Annotated in this window: 21 protein-coding genes; 5 read left to right on the top strand and 16 right to left on the bottom strand. The window is 33.0% G+C overall.

Annotated features, from left to right (window positions below):
• The first annotated feature begins 94 nt into the window (after window positions 1-94).
• On the top strand, window positions 95-1492 hold the full coding sequence (gene fumC, locus AC2D6V_RS12715) for a class II fumarate hydratase (protein WP_484648578.1): 1398 nt from the start codon (window positions 95-97) through the stop codon (window positions 1490-1492).
• Between the two features lie 148 nt (window positions 1493-1640).
• Here fumC and AC2D6V_RS12710 read toward each other — a convergent pair whose 3' ends face one another.
• Together AC2D6V_RS12710 and AC2D6V_RS12705 are read right to left on the bottom strand one after the other, a co-directional pair.
• Entirely contained in the window at window positions 1641-2216 is a 576-nt protein-coding gene (locus AC2D6V_RS12710; protein ID WP_484648577.1) for a Crp/Fnr family transcriptional regulator, read from the bottom strand.
• A gap of 4 nt (window positions 2217-2220) precedes the next feature.
• Window positions 2221-2913, bottom strand: coding sequence for an aspartate/glutamate racemase family protein (locus AC2D6V_RS12705; protein WP_484648576.1), 693 nt, complete (start codon window positions 2911-2913; stop codon window positions 2221-2223).
• A gap of 55 nt (window positions 2914-2968) precedes the next feature.
• Between AC2D6V_RS12705 and hutI the strand changes: the two genes are divergently transcribed.
• Window positions 2969-4207, top strand: a complete 1239-nt coding sequence (hutI, locus tag AC2D6V_RS12700) for an imidazolonepropionase (RefSeq protein WP_484648575.1) — start codon at window positions 2969-2971, stop codon at window positions 4205-4207.
• Between the two features lie 54 nt (window positions 4208-4261).
• Here the strand turns inward: hutI and AC2D6V_RS12695 are convergent, their stop codons facing one another.
• Window positions 4262-5146, bottom strand: coding sequence for a chromosome partitioning protein ParA (locus AC2D6V_RS12695; protein WP_484648574.1), 885 nt, complete (start codon window positions 5144-5146; stop codon window positions 4262-4264).
• A 117-nt stretch (window positions 5147-5263) separates the two neighbouring features.
• On the opposite strand from AC2D6V_RS12695, the gene AC2D6V_RS12690 reads away from it, so the two are divergent.
• Both AC2D6V_RS12690 and AC2D6V_RS12685 read left to right on the top strand, forming a co-directional pair.
• On the top strand, window positions 5264-6274 hold the full coding sequence (locus AC2D6V_RS12690) for a formimidoylglutamase (protein ID WP_484648573.1): 1011 nt from the start codon (window positions 5264-5266) through the stop codon (window positions 6272-6274).
• A gap of 65 nt (window positions 6275-6339) precedes the next feature.
• Window positions 6340-7290: a bifunctional helix-turn-helix transcriptional regulator/GNAT family N-acetyltransferase gene (locus AC2D6V_RS12685; RefSeq protein WP_484648572.1), complete on the top strand. Its 951-nt coding sequence runs from the start codon at window positions 6340-6342 to the stop codon at window positions 7288-7290.
• Window positions 7291-7571: 281 nt separating this feature from the next.
• Here AC2D6V_RS12685 and AC2D6V_RS12680 read toward each other — a convergent pair whose 3' ends face one another.
• The 7 genes from AC2D6V_RS12680 to AC2D6V_RS12650 all read right to left on the bottom strand — a co-directional run bounded on the left by AC2D6V_RS12680 (window position 7572) and on the right by AC2D6V_RS12650 (window position 16343).
• Window positions 7572-9266 (bottom strand): hypothetical protein, encoded by a 1695-nt coding sequence (locus tag AC2D6V_RS12680; protein ID WP_484648571.1) that lies wholly within the window; start codon window positions 9264-9266, stop codon window positions 7572-7574.
• A 102-nt stretch (window positions 9267-9368) separates the two neighbouring features.
• Window positions 9369-9881, bottom strand: a complete 513-nt coding sequence (locus AC2D6V_RS12675) for a hypothetical protein (RefSeq protein WP_484648570.1) — start codon at window positions 9879-9881, stop codon at window positions 9369-9371.
• A 76-nt stretch (window positions 9882-9957) separates the two neighbouring features.
• Complete coding sequence (locus tag AC2D6V_RS12670; RefSeq protein WP_484648569.1) at window positions 9958-11193, bottom strand: DUF6638 family protein; 1236 nt, start codon at window positions 11191-11193, stop codon at window positions 9958-9960.
• Window positions 11193-11777 (bottom strand): NUDIX domain-containing protein, encoded by a 585-nt coding sequence (locus tag AC2D6V_RS12665; protein ID WP_484648568.1) that lies wholly within the window; start codon window positions 11775-11777, stop codon window positions 11193-11195. The genes AC2D6V_RS12670 and AC2D6V_RS12665 overlap by 1 nt, the downstream gene beginning before the upstream one ends.
• Entirely contained in the window at window positions 11767-13731 is a 1965-nt protein-coding gene (locus AC2D6V_RS12660; RefSeq protein ID WP_484648567.1) for an AAA family ATPase, read from the bottom strand. The genes AC2D6V_RS12665 and AC2D6V_RS12660 overlap by 11 nt, the downstream gene beginning before the upstream one ends.
• Before the next feature lie 34 nt (window positions 13732-13765).
• Window positions 13766-14833, bottom strand: a complete 1068-nt coding sequence (locus AC2D6V_RS12655) for a hypothetical protein (protein ID WP_484648566.1) — start codon at window positions 14831-14833, stop codon at window positions 13766-13768.
• A 166-nt stretch (window positions 14834-14999) separates the two neighbouring features.
• A complete protein-coding gene (locus AC2D6V_RS12650) occupies window positions 15000-16343 on the bottom strand; it encodes a microtubule-binding protein (protein ID WP_484648565.1) in 1344 nt (447 codons plus the stop codon).
• Window positions 16344-16574: 231 nt separating this feature from the next.
• On the opposite strand from AC2D6V_RS12650, the gene AC2D6V_RS12645 reads away from it, so the two are divergent.
• On the top strand, window positions 16575-16808 hold the full coding sequence (locus AC2D6V_RS12645; protein ID WP_484648564.1) for a hypothetical protein: 234 nt from the start codon (window positions 16575-16577) through the stop codon (window positions 16806-16808).
• Between the two features lie 36 nt (window positions 16809-16844).
• Here the strand turns inward: AC2D6V_RS12645 and ettA are convergent, their stop codons facing one another.
• The 6 genes from ettA to AC2D6V_RS12615 form a co-directional block, all read right to left on the bottom strand.
• A complete protein-coding gene (gene ettA, locus AC2D6V_RS12640) occupies window positions 16845-18536 on the bottom strand; it encodes an energy-dependent translational throttle protein EttA (RefSeq protein ID WP_484648563.1) in 1692 nt (563 codons plus the stop codon).
• The gene (locus tag AC2D6V_RS12635) at window positions 18536-18718 is read right to left on the bottom strand and encodes a CAL67264 family membrane protein (RefSeq protein ID WP_484648562.1); all 183 of its coding nucleotides are present in this window, start codon (window positions 18716-18718) and stop codon (window positions 18536-18538) included. The genes ettA and AC2D6V_RS12635 overlap by 1 nt, the downstream gene beginning before the upstream one ends.
• A gap of 103 nt (window positions 18719-18821) precedes the next feature.
• Window positions 18822-19538 (bottom strand): pirin family protein, encoded by a 717-nt coding sequence (locus AC2D6V_RS12630; protein WP_484648561.1) that lies wholly within the window; start codon window positions 19536-19538, stop codon window positions 18822-18824.
• Window positions 19539-19692: 154 nt separating this feature from the next.
• The gene (locus AC2D6V_RS12625; RefSeq protein ID WP_484648560.1) at window positions 19693-20592 is read right to left on the bottom strand and encodes a pirin family protein; all 900 of its coding nucleotides are present in this window, start codon (window positions 20590-20592) and stop codon (window positions 19693-19695) included.
• Between the two features lie 129 nt (window positions 20593-20721).
• The gene (locus AC2D6V_RS12620) at window positions 20722-21159 is read right to left on the bottom strand and encodes a MarR family winged helix-turn-helix transcriptional regulator (RefSeq protein ID WP_484648559.1); all 438 of its coding nucleotides are present in this window, start codon (window positions 21157-21159) and stop codon (window positions 20722-20724) included.
• A gap of 35 nt (window positions 21160-21194) precedes the next feature.
• Window positions 21195-21725: an NADPH-dependent FMN reductase gene (locus AC2D6V_RS12615; RefSeq protein WP_484648558.1), complete on the bottom strand. Its 531-nt coding sequence runs from the start codon at window positions 21723-21725 to the stop codon at window positions 21195-21197.
• Window positions 21726-21736: the final 11 nt, after the last annotated feature.

Genomic DNA, 21736 nt, shown 5'->3' with positions numbered 1-21736 from the left:
TATGTTAAAAAACTTTCAAAAAACTAACATCTATCATAATTAAAACAGCCCTAAAAGAATTAACTTTGCAACTTAAAATTAAATTCATAATGCCATGAGTTACAGAATTGAAAAAGACACAATGGGTGAGGTAAAAGTACCTGCAGATAAACTTTGGGGTGCACAAACTGAGCGATCTAGAAATAATTTTAAAATAGGTCCTGCCGCTTCTATGCCATTAGAGATTGTATATGGATTCGCATACTTAAAAAAAGCGGCAGCATATACAAACTGTGAACTAGGTGTTTTAGCTGAAGAAAAACGTAATTTAATTGCTCAAGTATGTGAAGAAATTCTCGAAGGAAAACATGATAATCAATTTCCTCTGGTAATCTGGCAAACAGGTTCTGGTACTCAAAGTAATATGAATGTGAATGAAGTAATTGCAAACAGAGCACATCAGATTGCAGGAAAAAATATTGGAGAGGGAGAAAAAACTATTCAGCCAAATGATGATGTAAATAAATCGCAATCTTCTAACGATACCTTCCCTACAGGCATGCATATTGCAGCTTATAAAAAGGTAGTAGAGACTACTATTCCTGGTGTAAAACAATTACGAGACACCTTGCATAAAAAATCTGAAGCTTTTAAGAATGTGGTGAAAATTGGCCGTACACATTTAATGGATGCTACACCTCTAACCTTAGGCCAAGAGCTTTCTGGTTATGTAGCACAACTTGACCATGGAATTAAAGCCTTAGAAAACACTCTATCACATTTAAGTGAATTAGCACTTGGAGGAACAGCAGTTGGAACTGGCTTAAATACTCCTAGAGGCTATAGCAAAAAAGTTGCAGAATATATCGCTGAGTTTACAGGGTTACCTTTTGTAACAGCTCCTAATAAGTTTGAAGCCTTAGCAGCTCATGATGCATTGGTCGAAACTCATGGCGCATTAAAACAACTAGCTGTTTCTTTAAATAAAATAGCCAATGATATTAGAATGATGGCGTCTGGACCAAGAAGTGGTATTGGAGAAATTATTATTCCAGCTAACGAACCAGGAAGTTCTATTATGCCTGGTAAAGTAAACCCAACCCAATGTGAAGCGCTTACTATGGTATGTGCACAGGTAATGGGTAATGATGTTGCTGTTTCTGTTGGTGGACTACAAGGTCATTATGAACTAAATGTTTTTAAACCAGTAATGGCGGCTAATGTTTTACAGTCAGCGCAATTAATTGGAGATGCTTGTGTAAGTTTCGATTTAAACTGTGCGTTAGGAATTGAACCTAATAATGAAGTTATCACAAAATTATTGAATAATTCATTGATGCTCGTAACCGCTTTAAATACCAAAATCGGCTATTATAAGGCTGCTGAAATAGCTAATACAGCTCACAAAAATGGTACAACTTTAAAAGAAGAAGCTATTAATTTAGGTTATGTTACTGCTGAAGATTACGATGCCTGGGTAAAACCTGAAGATATGGTAGGAAGTTTGAAATAATATACATCATAATAAAAGACATAAAAAAACAGGTATTGAATTCAATACCTGTTTTTTTTGGTTGGTTAGCTATCAATCCTTTTGTATAGTTGCAAAAAGAAATCGCTGTAAATTTATAATTTGCCAATCACAATTTTGTTAACAAATGTTAATGAGTTTCCATTTTTTTTCTAATTCTACTTAATTGAACTGCTGTAATACCGAGATATGACGCGATATGATACTGTGGAATAAGTTCATCTACATTTGGGATTTGCTTGCGTAACTCTAAGTAACGCTGCTTTGCATCTAAAGAAATTAATTCCACCAAGCGCTTTTCATATTTTATATATAAAGATTCTAAGACTTTATTATAAAGGTTTTTTAGATTGACATTATCCTCGCAAAGATTCATAAGTTTATAGAAATCAATTTCGTACAACTTGCAGTCTGTTAAAGTCTCAAAAACAAACATCGATGGTTTCTTTTTCAACAGTGCCGTCAAAGAAGCTACAAAACCAACAGGAAGATAAAAGCTTTTATTAAACTCCTTTCCATCTTCAGTATTCAAATAACATCTTACAATACCACTAACAAGCATATAAACTTTAGAAGTATTCTCTCCATGCTTTACTATTTGAACACCTGCATCAACTCGCTTAAATTCTGATATTGCTTTAATATTTTCAAAAGTTTCCTCAGAAATATCAGTAATAGAATTTAAAAAGGAGAAGTTTCTATTCATTAAATTATAATGTTGTTGCTAAGCTAAACGCCTTTGCTGCGTGAATTGCAGTAGTGTCAAATACTGGCACACTAACATCTTCTTGCTTTATCAATAATGGTATTTCGGTACAACCCAAAATGATTCCCTCTGCACCATCTAAAATTAATGAATTTATTATTTTTAAATACAATTCTTTACTTTCTTTTTTTAAAATCCCTTTGGCTAGCTCTTTATAAATAACATCATTAACTATCAATCTATCTTCTTCGTTAGGTATAATAACCTCAATATCAAATGATTTCAATACATCTTTGTAAAAGTCCATTTCCATAGTGTATTTTGTGCCTAATAAAGCCACCTTTTTTAATTGTTGCTTTTTAATCGCAACTGATGTTGCTTCTGCTATATGAATAACTGGTACTTTCACAGCATTTCTTACAGCATCAATAGTTAAATGCATTGTATTTGCACAAATTAGAATGCTTTTTGCTCCAGCTTGCTCTAAGCTAATAGCCGTATCAGACATGATTTTGTCCAACTTATCCCATCGATTTTCTTTCTGTAATTGACCTATTTCTGCAAAATTGACCGAATTAATTATAACTTTACACGAATTAAATTCTCCATATTTCTTTTCCGCTAAGTCATTTAGGACTTGGTAATACATAATTGTTGATTGAGGTGTTATACCTCCAATTAATCCAATTGTTTGCATAGGTTCTAATATATTGTTGTTAAATTTAAGCCTTAATATTCTATATACTTATTTAATGAGATTATTAATTATCAATATAAAAGAACTTTTACAAATTCGGGATATAACGACCTTAAAAGTTTCTGGTAAGGAAATGAAAGAACTCCCAACCATTAAAAATGCTTATCTGTTAGTTAAAAATGATATTATTATTGATTATGGTAATATGAAAGACTGCCCTAATATTAATGCAGAAAGCACAATTGATGCCACAGGTAAATTAGTACTCCCTACATGGTGCGATTCGCATACCCATATTGTTTATGCAGGAAATAGAGAACAAGAATTTGTAGATAGAATAAATGGTTTAAGCTATGAAGAAATTGCAAATCGAGGCGGAGGTATATTAAATTCTGCTGAAAAACTTCAGAATACAAGCGAAGATGAACTTTATAAGCAATCTTTAGAACGAGTACAAAACGTCATTAAATTAGGTACTGGAGCTTTAGAAATTAAATCGGGCTATGGTCTAACCGTGGAGTCTGAATTAAAGATGCTTCGCGTAATAAAACGTCTTAAAGAAAATACTGCTATTAAAATTAAAGCAACATTTTTGGGTGCGCATGCTATTCCAAAAAAATTTAAAGGTAATGCCGAGGGCTATATAGATTTAATTATTAATGATATGTTACCCAGTATTGCGAAGGAAAACTTAGCCGAATACATTGATGTGTTTTGTGAAAAAGGCTATTTCTCTTTAGAAAACACAGAACGTATAATGGCTGCCGGTAAAGAGTATGGATTGATTCCTAAAATACATGTGAACCAATTTAATGCTTTTGGCGGTGTTGAACTCGCTGTGAGATATGGTGCATTATCTGTTGACCATTTAGAGGAATTATCAGAAAACGATTTGAAAGCAGTAAAAGAAAGTGATACCATGCCCGTAGCGCTTCCCACCTGTTCTTATTTTTTAAGCATTCCATACACTCCAGCAAGAAAACTAATAGATGTTGGATTACCTTTAGCCTTGGCAACCGATTATAATCCTGGTTCTACCCCTAGTGGTAATATGAATTTTGTTGTAAGCACTGCTTGTATTAAAATGAAAATGACACCAGAGGAAGCCATTAATGCAGCAACTTTAAACGGTGCCTATGCTATGGGAATTTCTGAAAATTATGGAAGTGTTACCAAAGGAAAAAAAGCCAATATCATAATAACTAAAGAAGTTCCTAGCTATAATTATTTACCGTATGCTTTTGGTGATAATCATATAGACAAAGTTATAATTAACGGAAAGCTTGTTGAATAAAAAAAGCCTCAAACTTTACGTTTGAGGCTTAGGCTCTTAAGTGTTATATTTTGTTTACTTCAAAGTAAACTCAGAGCTTGATACTAAATCTTTTTGATTAAAAACGTTTACAACGTAACGCCCTTTTGCAAAATTATCTTCGCCTTTAGAAACAACGAACTCGCAAATGTTAAGGTTACTATTTTCATAGTTAAACTTGCTAATTATACTGTAGTTAAGCGTTTTTTCTCCAAACTGTACTTGATCATTTAATCCTAAAGTATTACTATTCGGATCTATAACTTGAACATATAATTCTTGATCTCCAGATTGAACTAATGCATTTTTTGCAACTGTAAAACATACTCGAATTTTATCAACACGACTCGCTCTTTCAGTTGGGATTAACTTCCCTGAAGACCTTTCTATAACTCCAAATCCTTTTAATCCAACTGTAGATAATACCGCAGCATTCTCAACAACTTCAGCTAAAGCAGTATTTTGTACCAATAAAGAATCTGTGAATACAGTACGTTCTTCTAAACGAACACGCGTACTATCTAAAGAAGTCGCTAAATATGAATTTTCAACTCTTAACGAATCATTTTGAGCTAAAAGAACATCCATTTCTTTTTGTAGCGATTGATACTTACTTTTATATCTCCATAAGCTTTTTACATTAGTTTCAGAAATTTTTAAAGAGTCAATCAATCCTTGAATTCTACCTCTAGCTTCTACTAAGTTAGCATTGGCAACGTCATTTTCGCTTATAGCTTCATCGTATTGTTTAGCCATCGCATTCAAGTCGTTCATAACTAATTGCTTCTCTTCTGTTAACTGTTTCTTAGTATCGTTACTTTCTTTGTAAAGATTCATCGTGTAAAACCCAGTTCCTAAAAATAATACTAGTGCAATTCCTAAAGCTACTTTAAGGCCCATACTGCTTTTGTTGTTTTCCATAATTACTTGTTTTTAATTTTTGTTAAGGTCAAAATGATTTTTAAATTTTTTACTTCGTTTTTTCAATGCTAAAAATAAATAATGGTGTATTTTTATTATTCAAAATTACTTACTTTAATGGATAAACTTGTTTTATTTAACAATACTACTCGAAATAAATTATTAAACAAACGCTCTGGTGAATCCAAGTTTGGCCAACATGTTCAATTATTAACCAGCATTTCAAATATATACGAACAACTTAAAAATTTGGATGTCAAGTATGTGATTTTAGGTTTGCCTGAAGATGTTGGTGTGTTCGCAAACCATGGAAAGACTGGAACGTCAAAGGCTTGGGAGGTTTCACTTAAATATTTGTTAAATATTCAAAGTAACGAATATACTAAGGCTAAGGAAGTTTTAATTCTGGGTCATCTAGATTTTAGTCGCGAGATATTAGAAGTCTCAAAATTAAATTCAACAAGAAAAAAAGACGTTTTAAAAGCAAGAAAGTTAGTTGAAGCAATTGATTCTTATGTATCTCAAGCAATATATCAAATTGTATTGGCCGGAAAAAAACCAATTATTATAGGCGGAGGACATAACAACGCTTATGGAAACATTAAAGGTGCTAGTTTGGCGGTAGGGAAACCAATAAATGTTATCAATTTAGATGCCCATTCAGATTTTAGAGTAGAGGAAGGTCGCCATAGTGGTAATGGTTTTAGGTATGCTTCTTCAGAAGGATTTTTAGGTAACTATTTTATTTTCGGACTACACGAAAATTATACACCTAACAATATTTTTAAAATATTAGATAAGTCTAAAACTATTAAATATAATATTTTTGAAGCTTTAGAAATAAGGAACGAGTTAAAATTTAAACAGGAACTGAATAGAGCGTCAAAACATGTTACTGAAACGCCTTTTGGTATTGAAATAGATTGTGATGCTATTGCTAATGTTCCAAGTAGTGCAAAAACTCCTAGTGGATTTTGTGTTAATAAAACACGTCGATTTTTAAACTACTTTGCAAAAAAAGAGAATGCCGTTTATTTACATATATGCGAAGCTGCACCAACAAAAAAATCTGCTTCAACAATTGGCAAGCTTATCTCCTACTTAATTACAGATTTTATAAAAGCATAGAGTTATTATTAAATATTATTAATTTTCTATATATTTACATAAGTACTTATATAAACACAAATATTATGGATGCTTTAAGAGGTTATGGTGAATTAGGCTTAGGCTCTCGATTAAAAAGAGTAAGTGAGTATATTATGAAAGAGACACAACTGGTTTACAATCATTTTAATGTAAATTTTGACCCTTACTTATTTCCTATTTTTAAAATTATTGTGAATAAAAATGGGGTTACAAATTCTGAAATACAGCACTCTCTACAATTCACACAACCAGCTATAACACAGTCTGTTAATAAGCTTAATGAAAAAGGGTTAATTTATTATAAAGCAGATGATTCCGATAAACGTAAAAAACTAATTTATCTATCTCAAGAAGGAAAAAATACACTGGAAAAATTAAAACCAATATGGCTAAGCGTAGATGAAATTATTAAAGAATATACCTTAGAAAGGTCTTCTTCGCTAATAGAACATTTAAATATACTAGAAAATAAACTCAATGATAAAAGTTTTAGCAATACTATAATTAATAATGTAAAAATGGAAGTAATACAAGATATTGACATCGTTTTGTATAAGAATGCTTATGCAAAACATTTTTATGAATTAAATGTTGAGTGGTTAAAAACATTCTTCTATGTGGAGCCTTATGACGAAGAAGTTTTAAGTAAGCCAAAGCAGTATATAATTGATAAAGGAGGACACATTTTTTTTGCAAGATTAAACAAAGAAGTTGTTGGTACAGTTGCTCTTATGCCTCTTGGAAACGAAGGTCTTTTTGAATTAACTAAAATGGCTGTTTCTCCTAAACATCGTGGTTATAAAATTGGACAAAAGTTAATGCAGTATTGTATTGATTATGCCAAAAACATAGGATTACCCAAGCTTATACTCTACTCTAACACAAAACTAGAGAACGCTATCTATATCTATAGAAAATATGGGTTTATTGAGATTCCAGTAGAACCAAACTGTCCTTATGTACGGAGTGATATTAAAATGGAGTTGGTGTTTTAAAACTAATTAATAAAAAAATAGAACAAAATAAAAAGACCTAACACGGTAATTACCCATAGGACATTAGCTTTTATTTTTTGTCTTTTAATTCTTGATCTTATCTGAACTTTCATTCTTTTAAGTTCTGATGGACTAGGCTTTGAAAAATTAAGCTCAGATGTTTTCTTAGAGAAACTGCCAACATGCTTTCGTTTGTCAAACCTGCCCTCCGCTTTTTCTAATCGATTTTTTCTTCGCTGCAGAACTGCTTTAAAGTGCCCTAAACTACCATGCATATGACTCTAGTTATTATTTGCCTTCAAAGAATCAATCTGCCTTTGCAACCTCTCAATTTTCTTGACTTTTAAAGTATCTTCTGAAACTGGGATTATCGAATCTACAGACTGTTCAACCATATCAATAGTTTTCGTTTCCTCAACAAAATAATAACCAATTTTTTCGCTTGAGCGCCACGCTTCATTTAGTTGGTCATAAACAGTTTTATTCCATTTACTTGGGTGTTTTACATCAATCCAAACAACATCGCGATACTCGCTATCAATTAACACCAAATCTGGAGTTGCAGAACCATCAAATTGTTGGGCATTTTCATCACTTATAGACGACACAGTTCCCATAAAGAACATACGTTTTCTACCTGCAATGTCTTTTATATAAGGTCTAAACTCAACTGGTGTATTCGCTGTCCAGTCATACTCTTTTCTGGATTCCTTTACTTTTAAAGGCATAGCCGAAACACCTGCATAACCTTGCTTTTTTGCGGCATGATTGTAATAGTATAATTTATCTGTGCCATCTGCAGGAACAAATACACTAAAGCTTAAACTTGTGCGCTCATCTCCTACTGGCTCTAACCCAAACCAATGATATAGACCGCTAAAGGCTCCAGAATTGGTGTCTGAAAAATTAAAATCTGTAACATAAGGCTGCTGATTTTGGTCTTTGGGCATTTCTGGAATTTTAACGGCTGTTTCCATATTCCATGGTAAAGGATCACTAAATCCTCCAAGAAATTTAAGTGATTCTGCTTGCAATTGCGATACTTTTTCAGCCAATGTATTTTGCCTAGTCAAATAGTCATGATCTTTCATGTTTTCTGGACTTATAAAAGTCCCTTTACCAATTAAAATGCGCTCAATATAATCTTTAAAGTCATGTTCTCCATTTTCAACTACCATCACCCCACCAAATGTTGGATATGGGAATAAAAAGCCCTTCCACTTAATTAAACTAACAACTTGCACCCACTTTCCTGCGTCATTTTTCATGTAATAGGTATCACTTGGTTCCATTGTGAACAATTGAAACACATTGAAACGCTGCACAACAGCATTGTAAGTATTTCTACTAAACTTTAAGGACTCTCCTATCGAAAAGGTTACCGGAATTCTATTCTCACTTGAAAATCTTGGAAATGGTGTTGTACTTGAAACCGCAAAAACTTCTTCGGTATTGTCGGTCATACCTTGCCAAACATATTTCTCAGTTGGCTGAATTGCCATGGTCCATTTATTTTCATTGCCAACTCTTACCAAATGAGGAAGCGAAACATCTTTAGTTTCTCCAACACTTTCATTTGCCATAGAAAAGATGTTTCTAAGTGGTTGAATACGTTCATTTTGTGTTAGTGGTAATTCATTTATTTCAACTTTATTAAGATTATTGAATACATTATAAGTTTTCATGTAGTCGTACATTTTGAAATGCCAACCAACTACATATAATATACTGAAGAAAATGACTAATAATGCCAACATTCCAAATCTACCTCCTGTACTGGCCGATTTTCTGAATTTTCGTAATCCAAAAAACAAAACCAAGCCACTTAATAAAATAACGAAAATGAATTTTCTAATAAATAATAATGCCGGTTGATAATCGTCACGCAAAACAAATAAAGCAATGAGTAAAATCAAAGTAACGATAATAGTTATCGTTTTTTGTTTCTTTCCTTTATACCAGTAGTTTTTAATCATTTCCTTAATATTGTCATTGCGAGACTTGTTTAAGTCGTTGCAATCTGTTTATTAATAATTTTAATTTAAAAGATAACTTCGTCGTTCCTCTTCGTAATGTCGCTACAATAATCCTTTATCCTTCAAACGCTCTCTAGCACTCTTCTCCTCAGTCTTAAGTGCTTCTTTTGGTTCTTCAATAACCTCAGCATCTTTTGATTTTAAATCTTCAATAAAATCTTTCCCTTTTTCAATGGTATCATGGACTATATCTTCTATAGAATCACTTTTTTCGTCGATAACTTCACCTGACTTAAATATGAAGTTTGCTAAATAAGTCCCCGCCAATGTACCAACAATCATAGATGCAAATATGGAAATAGTTGCGATGTCTATTGGGATTAAAAAACGCGTTATTACAATTCCAATTAAAAACAAGAATCCTATGAACACCAATCTAACTAAAAGTTTTTGTTGATAAACAAAACCTGTTTTATCTGTCGCTTTCATTTGAAGTTCTTTAGAATACATGAGTTTGTTAAAAAATCTGTATAACCCATTTCCATGGGATTCGCGCCAATACAATAATGCTCCAAACAATATGGATGCAATGAAAACAATGAGTTCTAGTGTCATAATTTAAACGTTTAGTTTGTCATTTTGTACTTGATGCGGAATGATAAAACGCATCTATAAAATTAGTCTATAAAAATTAAATATTGTTACTAATAGTTTCTATAGCCCAATCTTTTAGAGAATCATCCCAAGATTCGAAACTTGTATAAAACGATTCTTTATCATACCAATACCAATACAAAACATCTTTTTGAGAGATATTAACTAACAACATCCATATTAAATCTTGATGCTTTGCATCTAAGGATGAATGCGGTTGATGCAAAGCCTCAAAAAGTTTTGGATCAACAATATCTGCTATTTTATATTGATTACTAATTTCTAATTTTTCAAGATAACGCTCAACACTCATTACCTTTTTACGCAACTTAATATCAAGCTTATTTAAATAACTTTTGTACAAAATTGGATCATTCAAAATATCCTTTATAGGATGACTTGGTTTTTTTAAAAGCAGAGACATTTCAAACTTCTTAATCCGTTCATAACGTTTCGTAGTAACAACTTTCTCTAAATCATACTCGATAATTACGTGATCACGTAATTTATCCATAAGTTCTGGCTGGAGGATATGATATATTAAAACATCATAATTGGTATCTTTTATAGCTTCTTTATGCCATGTTTCATCTTCAAACACAACTATAGGTGTAATAAAATCTCTTAAAACATAAATACCTCCAAAAGATCTAGTGAAAAAAGAATCTGTAGTATATTGAATTTCATGTAAATCTAAATCACGATGACGTAAATCACCATATTTTTTTGCAGAATCTAAGAGTTGTTTATGTAATGTTTCATCTATAAAATTATTATCTCTATTAAATGTATCTATTAGCTCAAGTTGCTGTTCTTGAATTTTATCTAAATTATTAATAAGATGAAAATTAACAGTAACCTTGCTGTACTTTAAAACATCAAGGGGTTCGTAAAAGGCATCTATTCCTTGGTCGAAATCTAAACAAATAGCACAGTCTCTTGTAATATCTTTAATTTTGTCTCCATGAATTTTAAAGACAAATTTCATTAAATCTCTATCGAATGTATGAAACGGTAAATAAACTGGTTTTCCTTTCTGCAAAGGAGTGATAATAATGCCATGTGGATTTGCTTCACCATTGTTTAAATAGTGTGAGTCTTCTTTTTCTTCGGCTATTTCTGGGCTCCAACCAATACCATCAATATGAAACGTTTTTAGTTTTGTTTTTGTGAAACCAAGTTTTACTAAGCATTTGTTGTAACGCTCAACGAGTTTTCCGCTTACGGGAATAAGTTCGCTTCTGTATAAATTGGCTTGTTTTAGTTTCTTCATTAATCTAACAACTTATGAATAATCGCATATTGCAATAACACAATCGTTCTTGTATCAACAATTTTACCTGTATTTAGCATCTCAACAGCTTCTTCAAAAGGAATCTCTAATACTTCGATATCTTCATGTTCACTTTCAAGCCCACCTCCTTCATTTACTTTCATAGAATCGGCATATTCACCCACGAAAAAGTGCATTTTCTCTGTCATTACGCCAGGTGAAGAATAACCTTCATAGACCTTTTTTACCGACTTTAAACGGTACCCAACTTCTTCTTCTGTTTCACGAACAATACAAGCTTCAGGGTTATCTTTATCAAGCAAGCCTGCGCAAACTTCAACTAAAAAACCATCTTTGTTATCGTTCATATATGTTGGCATTCTAAACTGCCTAGTTAATATAACCGTTCCCTTATCTTTATTATATAACAGAATACCTGCACCATCTCCTCTATCATAAACCTCTCGCATTTGATTGACCCATTCCCCACTTTTCATTAAGTAATCAAAATTGAGTTTATTCAAGATATAGTAATTATCTGAAAGCAGCTTTTTTTTAATATTTTTAATCTGCTTATCGCTCATTATCAAAAGTTTTTCTAGCCTCCGTTTCAATATTTAATTGGGTAACTCTTGCATCGACTTTTCGTTTAAAATCAGTATCTGCGATAGTTGCAACATTATCTAAGTAACGCACAACTTCTTGACGACGGATTTCTGAAAAATCCAAACCTTTCATATTACCGCGCATTAACTCTTGAAGCATATTAAACTTGGTTTCGTATTCTTGTTTGAAATAGATTTCTGGATTTTCAAACCAATCTTCTTCTAAATCGAAATCGGTTAAACGCAATGATACGGCACTTTGAATATTTCTAACATCACGCGATGAGAAAAACGGAAATACCGCTTGCATTTCTTTATACAGATTTGCATAAAACAAATGCTGATTCGTTTTAAAATGCTTTTCTACGCTATCATAAACATTATGAACATGAGCCTCTGTGGGTTTATCAATATTACTTAATATATCCCCCATGTTCTTAGCTAACCCTTGATCTTGTAAGTAACTATAATTTTCAGGTCCTTGCATGTTTACAAAATCAGGCATAGTGTCATCCAATTTTCGCCACCATAAATGATCTTGATCTAAAAAGTCATGCTCTGTTCGTGCGCCATCAATTTTAAAACGCCCTTGTACACGAGAAATCACAGCTTTATCTAACATTTCTGGAAGATTAGTAAAAAGACCGATTGAACTATTTCCATAATTCACCGCATAAGCACCTTCGGTATATCTTAAAAATACACCAATCACTTCTTTTACACCTGCAGACACTCCTTGAGCAGTTCGTTCTTGTAAATTATTTTCGGCATCATCGATAGGAGCGAAAATTAATTTTGTAGGATCTTGCATAGGTTTCATCCACTCCACCATTTTTTCTGCAGAACCACCTTGAAAGGTTGATATCAAGGTATCTGGCATTGGGTGAAACAAAAATGGAATATCTAAAGTGTCGCTGTGTTCTTTTAATCTTGTTGCAATCGCAGCGATTAACATACTTTTTCCAGTTCCTGGAATACCATAGCCCATAAATACGGGAATAAACCCTCCTAATTCTTGAAATGGGTTTTTCTTAGCAGTAAAATCGTAACTCAACATACGTTCAGTTAAACGACGAGCAAAATGTTTTGCATCACGGTTTCCAACTATTTGTTCAAACTGTATTTTATTAAAATCGATACTTTTAGCAGTTCCTTGAAATACGTTATTCCAACCTGAAACTGCAAACTCTGATTTTTCAAGTTTATAGGTTCTGTCTTCAATCGTTTCGGTGTATTCCAATGAACTTTTTCTAAGCTGAATTTCATCAATTAATGCTTCAAAATAAACGACTGTGAAATCAATAACATCTTTATCCGATTTAATGATTTCAGGATGTCCTAGATATTTATCGAAATAAAACAGACTACATGAAATCCCTTTTATTGGCGACATTAAAGACACTTCTGGAATACCAGCAAACTTCTGCTTCATCACACTTAAATCGTCTGATGCATGTGGTTTTAAATCATTTAATATTTTATAAGCTACAGAAAACAACATAAAAGCAGTTGCCGTATGCATTTTACTTTCAAACTCACGTTTTCCATTGTTATCTAAAGCCGATTTGTTTTCATTTAAGCTTGATAAACCAGAAGCATCATAATAACTATCTTTAATCCAAATACCTAGAGTAATACCCTCTTGAACGGCGTAAAGTGTTTGATTCAAATAAATGGGAATAGCAACCGAATCGGGTAACAAGCGTTTTTTTAATGCTAGAATCGTTTTTGAAACCGATGTGATTTCTATTGTATTTGTTCCATTATTGGCTCTTGATAAATACAATAAAATAGATTCATCTTTACCATCTTTATCTTTGCTTTTTGCACGTGAACCCTGCTCCCACTGTATGCTTTTTAAATATGAAGCTGCTTCATCTCGAAGCATATCAAGTTCAGATAATTTTATTGGAAATGTTGAGTTGTGTTCCATATGTTTTCAATATACAATTGACAATTGTTAATTATCAATTATTGTTTAAATCTATTTCTAATCCTGCCATTTCAATAGGTGGTTTAGCCAACCCATTCATCATTTCAGGTGTTTTATTATAAAGCAATTGTATGATTCTATGCGGCGCAAAAATGTACTTTTGCTTAAACACATCATCCCATTTTTGCAATATTTGTTTACTAAAAAACCCGCCTTCTTTAAATTCACTTTTAGAGCTTACTTGATCTGCTCGCATTGAAAATGCATAAGATTCTATTGGAATTTCCTTTTTACCAATGCTTTCTAATAAAGCATGAGTTACTATATGCTCATCCTTTGCAAAAACATTATGCAATGGTCCTAAATCAATTCGTTTTATAAGTTTAGGAAATACTTTAGGTAATTTTCTGTCTATTGTAAATGCCATAGTATCTAAAGTCATATCTCTGTCTGCAACTATCTTTAAAACTTCATAAATTTCTTCTTTAGCATCTCTTGCATCGATTCCGCTGTAATTGAAATACATAAAACAAATGAATGGTCGATTATGAGACACATCGTAAAAACTCCAACTAATTATATATTTTGTATCACCTTCTTCTGGAGCATTAAAAATTTTCCCTTGTACAAACCTATTGAAAATGTATTGCTTATTTACCGAAGTGTAATAAACAATAGATGCAGCCTGAAATAGTTTGCTTTTTTTAATAGGCTCTTTTTTTCGTAATAATGTATCTAGGAACTCTTCTTTAAGTGTTGCAACCGGGGTTAATTTTCCAAGATATTCATCGCGTAGTTCTAAATCGTTAAATAAATATCGGAATTCTAAATAATTTGGATATCCAGAATCTGTTAAATCTACCTTCATATTATCCTCGTCGTCATACATATACTTGACTCGCATAGCTTCAATTGAGTACAACAACAAATCGCAGTATTGCTTAAACAATTTCACCTCAATATCATTGCAAATTTTCTGTTGTTGAACAGCCACAATTAACTCCTTAAAAGCAAAGTCTACCATTTTGTGATAGAATACGTAATGCTCTTTGGAATCGAGTATTGCAGAATCTAATGGTGTAACGATGTGGTTTATGGACATTTTTAAAATTAAAAGTGAACAATTAAAAGTTAAAAGTTCTTACTGAAGTCTAAAGGTTTATCGAATAGTGCGTTAAGGATTGAAGCGGCATCCTTTTTTATTTATCTAAAAAAGATAAAGCGGAAAGCCTGACCACGCCCAAAGGCGTGGTAACGCCCTTAATATTTTAAGACAGCAAATCGTCGTTGTTAACTTCTGGTTTTGGTTCTCCTGCTGGTTCGCCATCATCTCCTGAAGGCGCATTGGCATCAGCATTGTAATAATCCTCGAAAATTTCTTTCATATCGATACCGTACCTCTCGGCAAAATTCTTTTGAATTTCTCCGTCTTTTGCACGAATTTCTTGTAACGCCTCAGCATAACTGCTGTAAACCCCTTGCATCACTTTTTCGTGAACTGGGATATTATCCATCATCTCTTGACGCGCTTTAGCACTTGCCGTGTGCATTGATGCTAAAGTCTCTCCAATATGCTCATCGGTTTTAACGCCTAAGTGCTCTAAAATAGCAGCGAATTCTTGATCTGTTCTTGCTTTTAAAGCCACTACATAACCATCGTAATATTTAAGACGCTCTTCTGTATCACTCTTTAATTTTGCGCGATGTGTTTGCAAATTGCTACGTAAAGATGTCAATACTTTAATTGTTAAGTTGTGTTTATGCACGAAGCTATCTTTACTTGCAGCTAATGTTGTATAAGCATTTTTAAGACCTTCTAACTCCTCAACCTTTTGTTCTAATGTCGTTACTTTACCAATAGCTTCGGCATACGCAGCAGATTGTTTATCGGCAATATCTTCTAATTCTTGACGTGCTTGTTTTAATAAGGCATATTGCTCTTCAAGCTTATCCTCTACTTCTTTCTTTTTTTCTAAGGCTTTCGTATGGTTTTTGGAAGCTTCAACAATGGCATCTTTAAGTTTCTCTTCCACTTCTTTAATTTCTACTTCACGATTTTTTAAACGCGTAACTGCCGCTTGAGATTTATATGATAGTTCGCTTAAAAGCGTTTGCACATCGGCGCTTTCAATACGCTCTTGAAACATCGCTTTTGCTTTATTATCAGCTCCTGCTCTTGTTTTTTCTGCTACTTTATATTCTTCTTGTTCTCTTTTAATTTTGCTTTTTCGTCCCCACAAGTTATTCCACCAAGTATCTGGTTTATTTTCAGCATCTTCTAATTCAATTCTTGCACGCTCTAAAGCTTTTTGAGCATCATCAATCACTTTTTGCTCTGTTGCATTAAGTGCTGAGAATTTTTCGAAAATTATACCAACTTCATCTTGATAATCGGTTAGATCTTTTATAGCATCTAAAAGGGTTGTTCTGTCTTTCTCTGCCATATGGACCACATCATCCAAAGTAGCATTCAGTATTTTTTGGCGCACCTCAGGATCGTCTTCTTGAGATAATTTAGATTTCATAGTATCAATGGCCTTTCCCCAATTTACATCTACTTTCTCTGTTTTTTCGTTTGAATTAGTTTCTAATAAATCAAAATCATCTGGCATAGCATATTTGGTATTATAGGTTGAACAATTTTACGGACAAGCAATTTCGTTAAAATATCTCAATCTAGAAACGTAAATGAATTTTACTTTTTAAAATTTAATATTTTTTTATCGCTCAATTTATAAGTACTATAATTTTATAAAATGTTACACTTGTTAAAATTTTCAGACAAATTGCAAGAATGTATTATATTTGTTTAGAATCGTTTTTTAAATTAGCCACTTAACCGCATGACTTTTTCTTTTATAACCCTTCCCTTAGTTAATCAGAGTACCATTGTGAATATTCTTATTGTGGTGGTTGTCTTTTTTGGAATTTTATTGCTTTTGGGAATAAGAAAATCTTATAAGCTTAAAAAAGAAAATGACCGTTTAGATGCTATCAATAAAAAAATAGCTGAGCAAGACAAAGATAAACCATACAGAGATTTTACAGAAGGTCATATGTATGGTGGGGACAATTAAAAAACGCCCACTTTAAAGTGAGCGCAGTTTAAAATTTTAACGAACTAATTTTTTATACTTAATACGCTTCGGCATTAAATCGCCACCAAGACGTTTCTTTTTATTTTCTTCATAATCTGAAAAACTGCCTTCAAAGAAATATACTTGCGAATCGCCTTCGAAAGCCAAAATATGTGTACAAATTCTATCTAAAAACCAACGGTCGTGACTAATCACTACGGCACAACCTGCGAAGTTTTCTAAACCTTCCTCTAAAGCTCGTAATGTGTTGACATCAAGGTCATTAGTTGGCTCGTCTAAAAGTAACACATTACCTTCCTCTTTAAGCGTCATTGCTAAGTGTAAACGGTTACGCTCACCTCCAGAAAGTAATTTCACCTTTTTATTTTGTTCACCACCTGAAAAATTAAATCGACTTAAATAAGCTCTTGAATTTACTTCCTTTCCACCCATCATGATCAACTCTTGCTCATCACTAAAGTTTTGCCAAATTGTTTTTTCTGGATCTATATTTGAGTGTTTTTGATCTACATAAGCCAATTTAGCAGTATCCCCGACAATAAACTCACCTTTATCTGGAGTTTCTTCTCCCATTATCATTCGGAAAATTGTGGTTTTACCAGCTCCGTTTGGCCCTATAATTCCAACTATTCCTGCCTGTGGAAGGCTGAAGTTTAAATCATCATATAATAATTTATCGTCGTATCCTTTAGCTACTGCTTTAGCTTCGATTACGTTAGTTCCTAAACGCGGTCCGTTAGGAATGTATATTTCAAGTTTTTCATCAAGTTGTTTTTGATCTTGACTCATTAACTTATCGTAATTCTTTAAACGTGCTTTTTGCTTAGTTTGACGTCCTTTTGCACCTTGACGCACCCATTCTAACTCCCGCTCTAATGTTTTTTGACGTTTAGAAGCTACTTTCCCTTCTTGAGCCATTCGCTTAGATTTTTGATCTAACCAAGAAGAGTAGTTTCCTTTCCATGGAATACCTTCTCCTCTGTCCAGTTCTAAAATCCAACCTGCAACATTATCTAAAAAGTATCTATCGTGTGTTACTGCAATTACAGTACCCTTGTATTGCGCTAAGTGATACTCTAACCAATGCACAGATTCAGCATCTAAGTGGTTAGTAGGCTCATCTAAAAGCAATACATCTGGTTCTTTTAACAATAAACGGCATAATGCTACGCGTCTGCGTTCTCCACCTGATAACACACCAATTTTCTTATCACCATCAGGCGTACGTAAGGCATCCATGGCTATTTCTAACTTGGTATCTAACTCCCAAGCATTTGCCGCATCAATTTGATCTTGTAATTCTGCTTGTCTATTCATTAGCTTTTCCATCTTATCTGGATTGCTATATACTTCTTCTAAACCAAACTGATCATTTATACTATTATACTCGTCAAGAATGGCAACGGTTTCCGCAGCACCTTCCCGTACAACTTCCATAACAGTTTTCTCTTCATCAAGTTTCGGTTCTTGTTCTAAATATCCAACAGAATAATCCTGTGAAAAAACGACATCGCCTTGATAATTTTTATCAACACCAGCAATTATCTTTAGTAATGTAGATTTACCAGAGCCATTAAGACCTAAGATACCTATTTTGGCACCATAGAAAAAACTCAAATAAATATTCTTTAAAACTGGCGTATTTGCACTTTGAAATGTCTTTGTTACACCAGACATTGAAAATATTATTTTTTTATCGTCACTCATTATACTCTACCTTTTAAAGCATTAAACACCCACGCATTTGCTAAAAAACCTATACCAACAGAGGCAAATCCCCATCCTGCAACCTCATCATAACGAAATGCTCCCATTGCGATTAAAGCTAATCCCACAAAAATCATTATCCATGTTGCCCAAGCCAATACCGTATTCTTATTCATCGCCATAATCTTTTCTTTTTAATTAGTTAGTCGAAAAGCAAATATCGTAGTTTTAAATAAAAAAAACACCCATTGTGGGTGCTTTTTCGCTATTAATCATTCCACTAAGCTAATCCATAGGAACTTCAATAATTATAATTTCAGAATTATCTTTAGCTGTAATCTCCAAACTATCAGAATCCCAAACTCCAATGGCATCTCGACTATTTAGTGTATTCGAATCAATTGTAACTTTTCCATCAACAATAAATACATAAAACCCATTATCAATATTTTTAGCATTCAAAGTCACTGAATTACTAACATCCAAATTAGTTCTATAAATATAGGCTTGCTGACTAATTGGCAACGCATCTCCTTCTAACTTATCCTTAGGCGCAACAACTGTTTGTAATTTATTTTTCTGAGTAGAAACATCAAAACGACGTTGCTCATAATTAGGCATAACTCCCATTTTATCTGGTATTATCCAAAGTTGCAAAAAGTTAACAGCATCCCTTTTACTATCGTTAAATTCTGAATGTGTCAATCCAGTTCCTGCGCTCATAACCTGTACTTCACCTACTTCAATAGCTCGTTTATTCCCCATGCTATCCTTATGCGACAATGCACCTTTTAACGGAATTGAAATGATTTCCATATTTTGATGCGGATGCGTACCAAAACCCATTTTGGGCTTTACGACATCATCATTGAGAACACGCAGCTTACCAAAATTTATACGTTCTGGGTCTTGATATCCTGCAAAACTAAATGTGTGATGCGATTTTAGCCAACCGTGATCAGCATAACCTCTGCTATTCGATTTGTGAATTATTGTTTTCATTTTAAATTTTATTTTTTATTTCCTTAAAGAAGGAAATCTATTATTATTTCTTTATTGGGCTTATCACTGCAGATAACTAACTAGAGGTCAGATTACAGTATATTATCTTCTTGAGGGGATTTTAGTGTGTATTCATAAATTAAAAAACACCTCCCTAACCCTCCTCAAGGAGCGAATTACTCTGATTTGCCGGTAAAAATCCCATTTTACCCATTTGGTAGTCGCGCATTGCTTCCATAATCTCAGTTTGGGTATTCATTACATACGGTCCATAAGTAGTTACTGGTTCATTAAAAGGTTCTCCTGAAATAAATAATAGCTTGCTCGTTTTATTTCCTTTAATTGAAAATCCTACTCCATCTTGATTAAACTGAATTAGTTGGTTCTCATTTAATTTTAAGGTTTCCCTTCCATTAATAGTAACATTTCCTTTCAACAAATAAACTGTCGATTGGTGGAATTTCGGAACATCAACCTCATAACTTCCGTCAGCTTCAACATCTATCATAAAGGCATTTACTGAAGTTTGCGTTTTAATGCGTCCATAAACCTCTTTAAACTCACCAGCAATAATTTGAATATTAATTTTACCATCATCAGAACTTACAACTCTAAAGTCTTCATTTTTAACATGCTGATAATTAGCTTCAATCATTTTCTTTTCTGCAGGTAAATTCAACCATAACTGAATTCCTTCAAGTGTACCTCCTTTTTGCACAAAATCTTTTGTTGGGGCTTCCGCATGAATAATACCTCTACCTGCCGTAGTCCATTGCACATCTCCTGCTTTTACTACACTTTCATTCCCAAGCGAATCCCTGTGTAATTGCTCACCTTGTACTAAAAAGGTTATTGGTTCAAAACCTCGATGTGGATGTGGACCTAAATCAAACGGGTTATTACGCTCGGTTATCTCATAAGGTCCGTAATGGTGTAGTAGTATAAACGGATCTATATTATCAATCTGCTGTGTTGGTATGGGTTGCCGTAATTGTATTGGTCCCATATTAACGAAATCACCTCGGCCTACTCTTTTTATTGTATTTACTTTCATAATAATTACTTTTATAATATTTTCCATGGAAAATAATTAATTAAAAAAATATGCTATCTCTTTATAAGATGCTGAATCAATACTTCGAGTGTGCTCAGTATGACATTTCAACACGACAAACCTATCTTGTCATCGCATTTTATCAAGCAGATTACTTAGTTGTTCTGCTTCTTCTTCACTCAAATTTTTCAATAATTCTCTATTGAAATTATTTGGGATAGATTCTAAAAAATCTTTCCCTTCATTAGTTATTGCAATTTTAACAACACGTCTATCATGATCAGAAGGACAACGCTCAATAAATTTTTTAGCGCACAATTTATCCATTAAACGTGTAGCATTTGGTGACCGTTCAATCATTCTATCTTTAATAGTTTGTACATTCAACGGTTCATCTGCGCCTTTCAAAATTCTTAAGATATTATACTGTTGTGGGGAAATTCCATATGTTTTAAAGAATTCATTCTGATGACTCATTATCCAGTTCGATGTATAGATAATGTTTAATAAAGCTTTCACTCTATTGCTATCAAATTTAGAATTTATGTCTTTGGATAAATCGCCCATTGTATTCAGTTTACAGTCTCAGTTGCAGTTTTAAATTAAAGTGCCTCTCTAAAATTATTAACCTTATCTTTTAATTCAGCATCTAATTCATCATTTATAATTTCCCCTTCTGAAAAATTAGCTCCAAATGATGGGAAACTAAAATCTGCAACAATGTTTCCTCCCATATATTGAAAACGACCTTTAGCAATTTCTAAAACTGTAGCTCCTCCTCTAGCACCCGGGGACGTCGCCATTAAAAGCATGGGTTTTTCACTCCAAAGATTTCCATCTATTCTAGACATCCAGTCAAATAAATTTTTGAATACCGTTGCGTAAGCGCCATTGTGTTCTGCTAAAGATAATACGATACCGTCAGAAGATTTTATAATATCTAAAAACTTTTGTGCATTATCTGGAATGCCTTTCTCATTTTCTAAATCAATACCATAAAGTGGCAATTCAAAATCATTTAAGTCTAGAACTCTAGTTTCAACATTTTCAACTAAACTTGCTGCATAAGTAGCTAACTGTTTATTAATTGAAGTGATGCTATTACTACCTGCAAATGCTATTATATTTTTCATTTATACTTTTT

Source organism: Algibacter sp. YIN40, assembly GCF_057219435.1.
The sequence above is the reverse complement of the archived record's forward strand: the minus strand, read 5'-3'. Positions and strand labels throughout refer to the sequence as shown.